This is a genomic window from Actinophytocola sp. (genome assembly GCF_036378875.1).
Taxonomy (GTDB): domain Bacteria; phylum Actinomycetota; class Actinomycetes; order Mycobacteriales; family Pseudonocardiaceae; genus Actinophytocola.
Genome location: NZ_DASUVO010000084.1, coordinates 1 through 11,435, shown reverse-complemented (window position 1 = coordinate 11,435; position 11,435 = coordinate 1). Strand labels below are relative to the sequence as shown.

At 68.5% G+C, this 11,435-nt stretch carries 13 protein-coding genes and 1 pseudogene; 11 read left to right on the top strand and 3 right to left on the bottom strand.

Annotated elements, in window-relative coordinates; translation table 11 throughout:
- Positions 1-4: 4 nt before the first annotated feature.
- From VF106_RS24345 to VF106_RS24330, 4 genes and pseudogenes are all read left to right on the top strand, one after another.
- Positions 5-1,105 (top strand): PA2928 family protein, encoded by a 1,101-nt coding sequence (locus tag VF106_RS24345; protein WP_330842131.1) that lies wholly within the window; start codon positions 5-7, stop codon positions 1,103-1,105.
- A gap of 23 nt (positions 1,106-1,128) precedes the next feature.
- On the top strand, positions 1,129-1,878 hold the full coding sequence (locus VF106_RS24340; RefSeq protein ID WP_330842130.1) for a hypothetical protein: 750 nt from the start codon (positions 1,129-1,131) through the stop codon (positions 1,876-1,878).
- A gap of 55 nt (positions 1,879-1,933) precedes the next feature.
- Complete coding sequence (locus VF106_RS24335; RefSeq protein WP_330842129.1) at positions 1,934-2,479, top strand: hypothetical protein; 546 nt, start codon at positions 1,934-1,936, stop codon at positions 2,477-2,479.
- A 100-nt stretch (positions 2,480-2,579) separates the two neighbouring features.
- Positions 2,580-3,510: pseudogene (locus VF106_RS24330) on the top strand (aldo/keto reductase).
- On the opposite strand, the gene VF106_RS24325 reads toward VF106_RS24330, so the two are convergent.
- The gene (locus VF106_RS24325) at positions 3,511-4,119 is read right to left on the bottom strand and encodes a flavodoxin (RefSeq protein ID WP_330842128.1); all 609 of its coding nucleotides are present in this window, start codon (positions 4,117-4,119) and stop codon (positions 3,511-3,513) included.
- Between the two features lie 72 nt (positions 4,120-4,191).
- Positions 4,192-5,028, bottom strand: a complete 837-nt coding sequence (locus VF106_RS24320) for a helix-turn-helix domain-containing protein (RefSeq protein WP_330842127.1) — start codon at positions 5,026-5,028, stop codon at positions 4,192-4,194.
- Between the two features lie 102 nt (positions 5,029-5,130).
- On the opposite strand from VF106_RS24320, the gene VF106_RS24315 reads away from it, so the two are divergent.
- Entirely contained in the window at positions 5,131-6,165 is a 1,035-nt protein-coding gene (locus VF106_RS24315) for a zinc-binding dehydrogenase (RefSeq protein WP_330842126.1), read from the top strand.
- Here VF106_RS24315 and VF106_RS24310 read toward each other — a convergent pair whose 3' ends face one another.
- The gene (locus tag VF106_RS24310) at positions 6,166-7,056 is read right to left on the bottom strand and encodes a helix-turn-helix transcriptional regulator (protein ID WP_330842125.1); all 891 of its coding nucleotides are present in this window, start codon (positions 7,054-7,056) and stop codon (positions 6,166-6,168) included. It lies immediately after the preceding gene.
- A gap of 135 nt (positions 7,057-7,191) precedes the next feature.
- Here VF106_RS24310 and VF106_RS24305 point away from each other — a divergent pair, with 135 nt between their 5' ends.
- The 6 genes from VF106_RS24305 to VF106_RS24280 all read left to right on the top strand — a co-directional run bounded on the left by VF106_RS24305 (position 7,192) and on the right by VF106_RS24280 (position 11,349).
- Positions 7,192-8,163 (top strand): aldo/keto reductase, encoded by a 972-nt coding sequence (locus VF106_RS24305; protein ID WP_330842124.1) that lies wholly within the window; start codon positions 7,192-7,194, stop codon positions 8,161-8,163.
- Entirely contained in the window at positions 8,160-8,561 is a 402-nt protein-coding gene (locus VF106_RS24300) for a DUF2255 family protein (protein ID WP_330842123.1), read from the top strand. Before VF106_RS24305 ends, VF106_RS24300 begins: the two co-directional genes overlap by 4 nt.
- A gap of 133 nt (positions 8,562-8,694) precedes the next feature.
- Positions 8,695-9,726 carry an NADP-dependent oxidoreductase gene (locus VF106_RS24295; RefSeq protein ID WP_330842122.1) on the top strand — a complete coding sequence of 344 codons (1,032 nt, stop codon included), beginning with the start codon at positions 8,695-8,697 and terminating at the stop codon, positions 9,724-9,726.
- Between the two features lie 146 nt (positions 9,727-9,872).
- Positions 9,873-10,292 carry a hypothetical protein gene (locus tag VF106_RS24290; protein ID WP_330842121.1) on the top strand — a complete coding sequence of 140 codons (420 nt, stop codon included), beginning with the start codon at positions 9,873-9,875 and terminating at the stop codon, positions 10,290-10,292.
- A 2-nt stretch (positions 10,293-10,294) separates the two neighbouring features.
- A complete protein-coding gene (locus VF106_RS24285) occupies positions 10,295-10,519 on the top strand; it encodes a helix-turn-helix transcriptional regulator (protein ID WP_330842120.1) in 225 nt (74 codons plus the stop codon).
- A gap of 77 nt (positions 10,520-10,596) precedes the next feature.
- Positions 10,597-11,349: a DUF4386 domain-containing protein gene (locus VF106_RS24280; RefSeq protein WP_330842119.1), complete on the top strand. Its 753-nt coding sequence runs from the start codon at positions 10,597-10,599 to the stop codon at positions 11,347-11,349.
- The last annotated feature ends 86 nt before the right edge of the window (positions 11,350-11,435 follow it).

Sequence of the window (11,435 nt, the reverse complement as noted above, 5' to 3'; positions counted from 1 at the left end):
CACCATGTACCAGAACCCGCCGCGGTTCCCGCCGGTGCCGACGCCCCACGAGATGCCGAGGAGTCCCCGCCGTCGCCTCGCGCGGTTGATACCGCTGCTGACGCTGTTCGCGCTGATGTTCTTCGGCAGTACCTACGTCTTCTCGCCGGAGCCGACCATCGAGATCCAGCCCGGCTTCGCGTTCGCCGAGGTCGAGGGTCGCGAGGTGGTCCTGGTGCCCTACGAGCGGCATGGCGGTCGCGGCATGTTCCAGCTGCTGGCACAGGACGTGTTCCAGGTCCGGCTCGCCGCCGCCGATCCGGCCACCGGCGAGGTGCTGTGGGACACGCAGCTGTCCGACCAGCTGATCTGGGAGGCGTCGGTGCTCGCCGCCGGGCAGCGCTACGCCTACCTGGCCACCGACTCCGGGCTCGTCGTCGCCGAACTGGCGGACGGGTCGGTCGTGGCCGAGGGCGATGGCGTCCGGGGGCTCGGCGGCACGTACGTCGCGGCCCGGTCGGCCTATGCGTACGACCCGGAGAGCCGTCGGGTGCTGGCCATGAACGCCACCGGCGACGTGCTGGCGATCGGCCTGGACCAGACGGTGGCCGCGCGGGTCGACGCACCGACCGCCACGGCGTGGTCCGTTCGGCTCTCCACCAAGCCGAGCACAGCGGTCCCATCCGAGGTGACCGCCGTCGAAGCCGTCCTGAACCCCGGCTCGGGGGAGCGGATCACGTTGCGGAAGCTGCCGTTCGGCATACCGGGCAGTGAGCTGGTCCGCCTCCCGCCGAACGGTTGGCCGATGCCGGTCGGGGGCACCGCGTTCCACAATGGACGGTTCGTCGTCTCCGGCGGGACCGTGGCCGGCGCGGCCACCGGGCACGTGCTGGTCGAGCATCGGCGCTCGCTGAACGACGCCGGCGCCACGCTGTCCGTGGTCTCCCTGGACACCGGCCAGGTCACCAGCTCGCTGGCCATCGAGTCCCAGGTGGGCCACGCCGTCACCAACTCGGAGGGCACCACGGTGGCGGTCGCGGGACAGACTCTCGCCGTGGCCAACGGCGACGGCCGGATCGTCCGCATCGACATCGGCGCGACCGACTTCTTCGGCTCTCCCCGGTAACTCTCGTGGAAAGGAATCCCATCGTGAAGGTGATCACCGGGCTCGAGCTGTCCGCCGCGGTCGTTCTCGGCGCGTTCTACGTCGAGGGCGGCCTGAGGGGCGACTGGTTGAACGACTGGTTGACAGGTCTCGTCGTCCTGCTGCTGATCATGTGGTTCTCCTTCCGTGGTGTGTTCAGGGCCGTGTTCGGTGGGGTGCCCAAGGAGTTCCGCGACGCGCCGATCGGTATCGGCACGGTCACCGGGGTCACCAGGACCGGCCTGGTCGTGAACGACCAGCCGCAGCTGGACATCCGGCTCCAGGTGGACACTTCGGACGGCCGCTCGTTCTCCGCTGTCGCACGGCAGGTCGTCGACCTGACCGACCTACCGGCGGTACAACCGGACGCGATCCTCCCGGTCCGGTACCTGCCCGACAACCGGGTGGTGCTGGCGACCGACGCGCCGACGCACGAACTGCAGGCGGCCCTCGACCGGGTGCATGTGGCCAAGGGATGGCTGACGCCGAAGCAACTGCACATCACCGAGCACGGCATCGACGCCAGCGCCGTCGTGCTCGGCATGACCCCGACCGGGCACACCTCCGACGGCCGGTCGGAACTACGCCTCGGTCTTCGCGTGACCCGCCCGGACGGCACCACTTTCGACGTGACACAGGACAAGAAGCTGCCGCCGACCGCGATCCCCCAGGTGCAGCCCGGCATGGTGGTGCGCGTGAAGTACCTGCCGTACGACGAGTCGGACGTCGCCGTTCTCACCACCCTGTCGCCATAGCGCGGCGCAAAGCGCGTGGTTGGTCTGCGGTAGGTCATGGAAAGGGGACTTCTCGATGGGACGGTTCGTGCGCCGGCTGTTGGTCCGGGGAGTGCTGTTGCTGGGTTTGGCGTCCGTCGTCCACTATCTGTGGAACGGGATCACCGGCAGCGCACCGGACCGGTGGTACGGGGAGGCGATGGTCTACATGATCATCGCGCTGAACCTGATCACGCCCGTTGTCGTGCTCACGGCGCTGTCCGCGCCTCGCGCCGAACAGTTGGCCGGCCAGCAGCGGATGTTCGCGCGCATGGGGAACCCCGAACTGGCGGAGGGTGTCGCGCTGTCCCAGGAGTGGACCGACGACGCGGATCCGATGAGCCACCCGCTGTACCACTCCGCCGTTGGGATTCCTGTTCTGGTCAGCCGGATCACCGACACCAGGAACTCGATCGGGACGCACCCGGTCGTGCGGCTCAGCGTGCGAGGCGAGACCGAGGGTGAGTTCGACGTCGTCGCGGTCGTGCCGCGGATCGCGGTGCCGAGGGTGGGCGACATCGTCCGGGTGGTGGCGCACCCCACCGACCCGGCTCGCTACCGGTACGCCGGGCCGCTTCACTGACGCTGTCGTCGGTTTCGCCAGGCGCTGTCGGGTGGGAGGGTGCCGTAATCGAGGGTGTGACAGGGCCTCCCACCGCGAAGGCAATGACGCGAGTGTGGACATGTGGGACCCGCGCCGAGATGCGGACGATCGCGGTGAGCAGGAAGGAATGAGTATGAGACTGACCTTGAACAACGGGGTCGAGATGCCGGCGCTGGGTTTCGGTGTGTTCCAGACGCCTCCGGCGGAGACCGTCGACGCGGTCGAGACCGCGCTGCGCACGGGCTACCGGCACATCGACACCGCGGCCGCCTACGGCAACGAGCGCGGGGTGGGCGAAGCCATCCGCCGGTCCGGTGTGGACCGGTCCGAGATCTTCGTCGAGACCAAGGTCTGGATCAGCGACTACGGCTACGACGCCACGCTGCACGCGTTCGACAAAAGCGCGGGCAAACTCGGCATGGACCACCTCGACCTGCTGATCCTGCACCAGGCGCTTCCCTCCCGGTTCGACCTGACGATCGACGCGTACCGGGCGTTGGAGAAGCTCCTACAAGACGGGCGTGTGCGGGCGATCGGGGTCAGCAACTTCATGCCAGACCACCTCGATGACCTGCTGAAGAACACGACGGTTCTGCCCGCGGTGAACCAGATCGAGATCCACCCGTACTTCTCGCAGCCGGACGTGCTCGCGGCGAACGCCGCACACGGCATCCTGTCCCAGGCGTGGTCGCCGATTGGTGGCATCACCTTCTACCGGGGACGGCAGCGGCGGCAGCACCCTCGACGACCCGACCATCGCCGGCATCGCAGAGGCACACGGCAAAACCGCGGCGCAGGTGATGCTGCGCTGGCACCTCCAGCACGGACGGTCGGCGATCCCGAAGTCGACCCGCTCTGCACGGATCGCCGAGAACTTCGACGTGTTCGACTTCGCGCTGACCGACGCCGAACTCGCCGCGATCGACGGGCTCGACACCGGTGTGCGGGGCGGTCCTGAGCCGGCCGCGATCACGCTCGAGACCTTCGGACGGGAGATCCCGGAGGCCTGATCACATAAGGTCGACGCGACGTAGCCACGACGAGACTTCGTCGCGTGCCTCGTTGACCTCTTCGCCGCGTACGGCGAGACCGTCCCCGACGGTCGCGCCGGGGCACGCGTCCGCGTAGTCCTCTGGCGCGTTGCCCAGCCCGCTCACGGCATACGTGACGACCGGCAGGACGGTCTTGCCGGTGAAGTCGAGGCCGTCGGTGAAGGTGCGCATGATCATGGGCGGGCGGACGTTCCAGATGCCGCTGGCCAGCAGCACGACGTCGTAGCCGTCGATGACCGGGAGCGGGTTGGCGATGGCGGGCCGGGCGTCGGCGTCCTGCTCGCGCACGTTGCGTGCCACCGTGTCGTCATAATCGTCGGAATAGGGATCGGCGGCCTCGATGCGGTAGACGTCACAGGCGATGCTGTCGCGGATCAAGCCGGCCAGGACCTCGGTGTTGCCGACCTCCAGGTTCCTGCGGCCGCCGTAGTAGTAGTTCTCGCCGGCGCGGGAGAAGTAGGCGAGCAGGACCCGTGCTCTGTCCGGTGTGGACGGTCCCGTCGCGGGGTTCGGTTCGGTGTTGTCGGTGCCGCAGGCCATCAGCCAGGTACCTCCCAGGATTCCCATCGCGGCCCCGCCACGGAGGAATGCGCGCCGGTCCACGTCAGCCCGTTCGTTCGAGGGCGGCGAGGTCGCCGGTCATGTCGAGCAGGCCATCGCGTCGTGGTCGGGCGTGCCCGGTGCGGCGTGGTAGACGACCAGGCGCTGGCCAGGAGTGCCCTCCAACTGCATCGACTGGTAGCCGAGGGTGAGGTCGCCGACCTCGGGGTGGTGGAAGGTCTTGCGGCCGTGGGTGTGTCCCCGTATGTCGTAGCGTTCCCAGAACCGGGCGAACTCGGGGCTCTTCAAAAGGAGCTCGCCGACGAGGTGGGTCAGGTCGGTCGCGTCCGGGTCCGTGCCGGCCAGCGCGCGTAGCCGGGCGACGCAGCCGCGGACCTGGTTGTGCCAGTCGTCGAACAGGTCCCGGGCGCTCGGATGCAGGAAGGCGTAGCGGGCGATGTTGCGCTGTCGCACCGGCCAGTCCGCCATTCCGGCGAACAGCCGCGCCCCGCCGGGGTTCCACGCGAGCAGGTCGGTCGTACGGCTGAGCACGCACGCGGGGTAGGGCCGCAGACCCTCCAGCAGCAGTGTGACGCCGCGGCGCACGGTGCGGCCGGGCGCCGCCCGCGGTTGCGGGGCGTTGTTGGCGGACCGGCTGGCCAGGGAGCGCAGGTGCTCGTGCTCGTCGGCGGCCAGTCGCAGCGCGCGGGCGAGCGCGTCGACGACGGCCGGGCTGGGTCGGGTTTCCTTGCCGCGCTCCAGACGGGTGTAGTAGTCGACGCTCACCCCGGCCAGTGTGGATAGTTCCTCGCGGCGCAGTCCCGGCGTGCGGCGCCGCCCCGGACCGATCGCGATCCCGGCCTCCTGAGGGCTGGTCTGGGTGCGGCGGGCACGGAGGAACTCCGCCAGGTCGCCACCGTGGTGCTCGTGCGTCATGCTTTCCAGTGTGCGGGCGGCCAAGCGCGGGTGGGGGGCCCTGTCACACCCCCGAAAACCAGTCCCTGTCTCCAGTTCGGTGGTGCGCGAGAGGCTGGAGCCATGCGAGCAACTCTGATGTACGGCGCGGGTGACGTGCGGGTCGAGGACGTGCCCGACCCCAAGATCCAGCAGCCCACTGACGCGGTCGTGCGCGTGCTGCTGTCCTGTGTCTGCGGTAGCGACCTGTGGCCCTACGGTTCCATGCCGGCCGCCGAGAAGGGCCGGCGGATGGGGCACGAGTTCCTCGGTGTCGTGGAGGACATCGGTCCGGAGGTCTCCGGGCTCGGGCGCGGTGACCTGGTGGTCGCCCCGTTCGTGTGGGCGGACAACACCTGCGAGTTCTGCCGTGAGGGCCTGCACACCTCCTGCCTCAACGGCGGCCGCTACGGGTCCGACGGCGTGGACGGGGGACAGGGCGAGGCGGTGCGGGTTCCGCAGGCGTCCGGCACCCTGGTGAAGCTGCCCGTGGCCGAGGACTCCGCGCTGCTGCCCGGACTGCTGACGCTGTCCGACGTGTTCTCCACCGGTCATCACGGTGTGGTGAAGGCGGGGGTTGGGCCGCGCACCGCGGTCACGGTGATCGGCGACGGCGCGGTCGGGCTGTCCGCGGTGTTGGCCGCTGAACGACTCGGTGCGGAGCGGATCATCCTGATGGGACGGCACACCGACCGGACCGACCTGGGCCGCGAGTTCGGGGCTACCGACGTCGTCGCCGAGCGCGGTGACGAGGGCGTGGCGAAGGTGCGGGAGCTGACCGGTGGCGCCGGCACGCACGCGGTGATCGAGTGCGTCGGGGCGGAGCAGTCGATGCACACGGCGCTGGGCGTGGTGCGCGACGGCGGTGTGGTGAGCAGGCTCGGGGTGTCGCAGTACACCGAGGTCCCGATGGGGTTCGACACGCTCATGCGCAACATCACCCTGACCGGTGGCGCGGCTCCGGCCCGGGCCTACATCGAGGAGCTGCTGCCCGACGTGCTGGACGGCACGGTCGAGCCGGGTCGGGTGTTCGACCGCACGGTCGGCCTGGCGGACACCCCGGAGGGCTACCGGGCGATGGCCGAGCGGGAGGCGTTGAAGGTCCTCATCCGGCCCTGATCAGCTGTGCTGCGTTTGCGGCGTCGTGGCGTGCGTGAGCTGGTCGAGAAGGACGATGGCGTCGTGGTCGGGTGTGCCCGGTTCGGCGTGGTAGATGACCAGGCGGTGGCCGGGTGTGCCCTCGATCTGCATGGACTGGATGTTGAGGGTGAACGTGCCGACCTCGGGATGGTTGAGGGTCTTGGCGGCCGCGGTGTGCGGCCGCACCTCGTAGCGTTTCCACAGGTCGGCGAAGTCCGGGCTCTTGACCAGCAGCTCGTCGACGAGCTCGGTGAGGTCGGGGGCGTCCGGCTCGACCCCGGCCAGGGCACGCAGCCGGGCCACGCAACCGCCGATCACGGTGTCCCAGTCGACGAACACGTCGCGGGCTGCGGGGTGCAGGAAGACGTACCGGGCGATGTTGTGCCGTTCGACCGGCCAGCTCTCGATCCCTGGCATCGTGGCCAGTCCGCCTGGGTTGTTGGCGAGCACGTCCATGGTGCGGCTGAGCACGCGGGCGGGGTAGGGCCGCAGGCGGTCCAGCAGCAACTCGGTGCCGGGGGCGACGGTCTGCCGGTCCGGTATTGCCGGCTGCGGCGGGGCCCTGTGGGCGGCTTGCGTGGCGAGGTCGAAAAGGTGGCCTTGCTCGGTCCGGCCCAGGCGCAGGGCCTTGGCGAGCGCGTCGATCACCGCAGGGCTCGGCCGGTTCTCCTTGCCACGTTCCAGGCGGGTGTAGTAGTCGACGCTCACCCCGGCCAGCGAGGCCAGCTCCTCCCGCCGCAGGCCCGGCGTGCGGCGCCACCCCGGGCCGGTCGTGATCCCGGCTTCCTCAGGAGTCACCTGTTCGCGGCGCGCACGCAGGAACCGCCCCAACTCGGTACCGCTCCTGCCCTCCTGCTGCGCTCGCGCCATGTCCACAGTGTGCCACCACCCAGGATGACCAGCGCTTCAAGACGTAAGAGCGTCAAACCCGTTCTGGGGGGTTCTGTCATTACCCCGAACAACACGCCCTCCCGCGCCCGCGTGCGGGGGAGTTGCATGGGATTCATGAAGCACATCAAGCTCAGGGATCTGGACGTCTCCCGCATCGGCCTGGGTGCCATGGGCATGTCCTTCGGCTACACCGGTGCCGGCAGTGACGACGCCGAATCCATCCGGACCATCCACCGGGCCCTCGAGTTGGGTGTCACGTTCATCGACACCGCCGAGGTCTACGGCCCGTTCACCAACGAGGAACTGGTCGGTCAGGCGTTGAAGGGCCGCCGCGACGAGGTGGTGGCGGCGACGAAGTTCGGCATGATCTCCCACACCGGCCGTGACGGTCTGGACAGCAGCCCGGCGAGCATCCGCACCGCGGTCGAGGGCTCACTGCGGCGCCTGGGCACGGACTACATCGACCTGTACTACCAGCACCGCGTCGACCCGGGTACGCCGATCGAGGACACCGTCGGCGCGATGGCCGAACTGGTCACCGAGGGCAAGGTCCGCCACCTTGGCCTGTCCGAGGCCGGCGTCGACACGATCCGCCGCGCCGATGCCGTGCGTCCGATCACCGCGCTGCAGTCGGAGTACTCGCTGTGGACCCGCGATCCCGAGGACGGCGTGCTGGACACGCTGCGGGAGCTGGGCATCGGGTTCGTGCCGTACTCGCCGTTGGGACACGGGTTCCTCACCGGTCACCTCCGCTCCATGGACGACCTTGCCGACGACGACTGGCGCAAGACCAGCCCTCGGTTCATGGGTGAGAACTTCCAGCGCAACCTGGCCCTCGCCGACGAAGTGCAGGCAGTCGCACACGAGGTCGGCGCTACTCCGGCCCAGGTCGCGATCGTCTGGCTGCTGACCAGGGGCGAGGACATCGCACCGATTCCCGGCACCAAACGAGTCGCCCGCGTCGAGGAGAACACCGCCGCCGACGACCTCGTGCTGACGCCCGATCAGGTGGCCGCACTCGACAAGCTCACCCCGCCGGCCGGCGACCACCACAACGAGGCACAGATGAGGATGATCGACCGATGACCTGGACCGACGACGAGCTCACCCGGATCGGTGAAACGGACGAACTGGAGATCGCCTCCCGCCGCCGTGACGGCACCCTGCGCCGGCCCCGGATCATCTGGGTCGTCCGCCACGGCGACAACCTGTACGTCCGTTCGGTGAACGGATCGGGATCGGCCTGGTTCCGTGGCACCCGCGACCGCCTGGAAGGTCACATCGCCGCTGGTGGCGTCGAGAAGGACGTGACCTTCCTCGACATCGACACGGACGCTGACACCGCACTCAACGACACACTCGACGCCGCCTACCGGTCCAAGTACCGCCGCTACTCGGCGGCCCCCGTCGACCGCATCACCAGCGACGAGGCCCGCGCGACCACCATCCAGCTGGTCCCGACCGAGGAGCACGGCACGGACTAGGGCGGGACCGGCTAATCGAACTGGATTTAGTTTAATTGAAGGATGGTCGGCGAGCCAGCGTGCTCCTTGTCTCGGGTTCCCTGAACTGATATTAGTTCAATATAACCGGTGATCCCGACCGGAGGGACGATCGGTGACCTCGTTGCACGGTCGCGCCGTACAGCTGACCAGGTATCCCGACGGAGCGATCACGCCCGAGTGCTTCGAGGTCGTCGATGTCGAGGTCCCTTCGCCGAGGGCCGGGCAGGTCGTCGTTCGCAACTCGTGGACCTCTGTCGATCCAGGACTGCTGCTTCGGATGAGCGCGAGGGCCCCGGCGGGCTACTTCGCGGCCTTCCCATTGGGGCGACCGCTGGACGGCATTCTCACGATCGGCGAGGTGCTCGAGTCGCGGCACGAGGGTTTCGACGTGGGTGACACGGTGTGGCACGCGAGTGGCTGGCGCGAGCTGAGCGTCGTCGATGCCGATGTGGAACAGCTCGGTGGCCTCGGGACGTTGACCAAGCTCGATGTGAGCGAGTCGGAGCCTCAGTGGTATCTCGGCCCGCTGGGCGGCATGGGACTCACGGCCTACGCCGGACTGCACGTCGTCGCCGCACTGCGCGGTGGGGACACCGTATGGGTCTCGGCCGGTGCCGGCGCCGTCGGCAGCCTCGCCGCTCAGATCGCCAGGAACGTGGGGAACACCGTCCTCGTGAGCACCGGTTCTCCGCACAAGGTCGCGTGGCTCCGGGAGGAACTAGGCTTCGATCTCGCCATGGACTATCGAGCTCGGCCACTGAGGGACTCGCTGGCCGAGCTCGCGCCGTCAGGACTGGACGTGTACTTCGACAGCGTGGGCGGGGATCACCTCGAGGCCGCGCTGGACGCGATGAGACGTGGTGGACGGATCGCGCTCTGCGGTTCGATCTCCGAGTACCAGACCGATCCCCGCGGTCCCGGCAACCTGTTCCTCGCGGTGTCGAAGGAGCTGACACTGAGGGGTTTCCGCGGAAGCGGCAATCTGGGTCTTCTCCCCGAGGTGCGGCGGCGCCTCGGCGGCTGGCTCCGCGCCGGGTCACTGGTCTGGCGCGAGACCGTCTTCGACGGTCTGGCGAATGCGCCGCTGGCGCTGGGCGAGATGGCCGCCGGTCGCACCATCGGTAAGACACTCGTCAGGCTCTGAACCCACTCGCGATGGTCCGCGTCAGCGAGGCCGACCAGGCGAGTCGCTCGCCTGAGCCGGCTCTGGGTTGAGTTAAAGATTATTGACACCATGTCGACTCTGCTTTACCTTGAATATGTCAAACTTTCTTTACATGGGAGCGGGACATGTCCTCCGAGGAGAAGCGCACCTGGATCTCTGCACTGGTCGGCGTCGTCGTCCCGGTCGTCTACCTGGCAACCGTCCTGACCAAGATGTCGGGTACGGACGTGGCGAGGATCGCCTACGTGGGGCCGATGCTCACCGCGATCGGTGTCGGGATCGGCGCGGGCATCGTCCTGACCATCGTGGCGGCCATGGTCTGGCCCAAGGATGCTGGCAAGACCGACGAGCGTGATCGGGAGATCAACCGGCGGGGTGAGTACGTCGGGTTCTACGTCATGAGCGTCGCCGCGATCGTGCCGCTGGCTCTTGCGATGGCGAAGGTCGAGCATTTCTGGATCGCCCATGCGCTCTACCTGGCGTTCGTCCTGTCTGCGCTCGTCTCGGCGGCAGTGAAGATCGTCGCGTACCGGCGGGGCTGGTAGCCATGGGCAAGCCCACCAGAGTCACCAACTCGATCCGGGCGCTGCGCTTCGCCAACGGCGAGATGACCCAGGCGGAGCTGGCCGACCGCATCGGGGTGACCCGCCAGACCATCATCGCGATCGAACAGGGCCGCTACTCGCCGTCGCTGGAGGTGGCGTTCCAGATCGCGCGGGTCTTCCGCGTGCCGCTCGACGACGTCTTCGGCTACCCCGACACCGAACAGTAGCTCTCACAACCCGACACGGCGCGCGAGGCAACCGCCCCGCGGCCTTGGTTCCACGCACCCGAAATCAAGGAGCGACCATGCACACCCTCTCACCGCCTCGCCCGAATCGAGAAGAAACCACGATGCACGCGCTCACCCGTACCGCCCGCATGACCGGGCTGTTCTACCTCGGCATGGCCATCACCGCCGCACTCGGCTTCCTCGTCATCCGCCCGCAGCTCTTCGTGGCTGACGACCCCAGTGCGACGCTGGCCAACCTGGTCACGCACGGTTCGCTCGCCCGCGCGGGCGTTGCCTTGGAGCTGGCCATGGTCGTGACCCAGGCCCTCACCGCCGCCTGGTTCTATCGCCTGTTCCGCACCGTGAACTCCTTTGCCGCGAGCGGGATCGCCGCCTTCGGCATGGTCAACGCGGTCGCGGGCCTCGTGAGCGCGGCAATGTTGGGCACTGCGATCCAGGTCTCGGTCGACCCGGTCGGCGACGCGGCGGCCACCGTCCAAGTCCTGTACCTGGGCAGCTTCAACATGTGGGGCGTGGGAGCGCTGTTCTTCGGCCTGTGGCTTATCCCCATGGGCTGGTGCGTGCTGCGATCGGGCTGGATGCCCCGCGTCCTGGGCTGGATCCTCGTCGTTGGCGGTGCCGGGTATGTACTCAGCGCGTTCATCAGATACCTCGCCCCCGACGCACAAGTCGTCGCCGAGGCACTTGCGTATCCCGCGTCCGTAGGCGAGTTCTGGATGGTCGGCTACCTACTCTTCCGCGGCGTGCGCCGGCGGGCACTAAACGAAACGCCGCCAACCATTCACACGCCGACGCGGGCGGCGAGCTGAAGCGTTGCTGTGATTCACGTACCAGTAGCCAAGTCCGTCTCACCTCACCAGGCGGAGTACGTTAGGCAGGTGACGTACTTCGCCTG

Coding starts and splice junctions, on each gene's coding strand:
- VF106_RS24345 (WP_330842131.1), top strand. CDS start 5: ATGTACCAGAACCCGCCGCGGTTCCCGCCGGTGCCGACGCCCCACGAG.
- VF106_RS24320 (WP_330842127.1), bottom strand. CDS start 5,028: ATGACGCACGAGCACCACGGTGGCGACCTGGCGGAGTTCCTCCGTGCC.
- VF106_RS24305 (WP_330842124.1), top strand. CDS start 7,192: ATGAAGCACATCAAGCTCAGGGATCTGGACGTCTCCCGCATCGGCCTG.
- VF106_RS24285 (WP_330842120.1), top strand. CDS start 10,295: ATGGGCAAGCCCACCAGAGTCACCAACTCGATCCGGGCGCTGCGCTTC.
- VF106_RS24325 (WP_330842128.1), bottom strand. CDS start 4,119: ATGGGAATCCTGGGAGGTACCTGGCTGATGGCCTGCGGCACCGACAAC.
- VF106_RS24335 (WP_330842129.1), top strand. CDS start 1,934: ATGGGACGGTTCGTGCGCCGGCTGTTGGTCCGGGGAGTGCTGTTGCTG.
- VF106_RS24315 (WP_330842126.1), top strand. CDS start 5,131: ATGCGAGCAACTCTGATGTACGGCGCGGGTGACGTGCGGGTCGAGGAC.
- VF106_RS24300 (WP_330842123.1), top strand. CDS start 8,160: ATGACCTGGACCGACGACGAGCTCACCCGGATCGGTGAAACGGACGAA.
- VF106_RS24280 (WP_330842119.1), top strand. CDS start 10,597: ATGCACACCCTCTCACCGCCTCGCCCGAATCGAGAAGAAACCACGATG.
- VF106_RS24310 (WP_330842125.1), bottom strand. CDS start 7,056: ATGGCGCGAGCGCAGCAGGAGGGCAGGAGCGGTACCGAGTTGGGGCGG.
- VF106_RS24290 (WP_330842121.1), top strand. CDS start 9,873: ATGTCCTCCGAGGAGAAGCGCACCTGGATCTCTGCACTGGTCGGCGTC.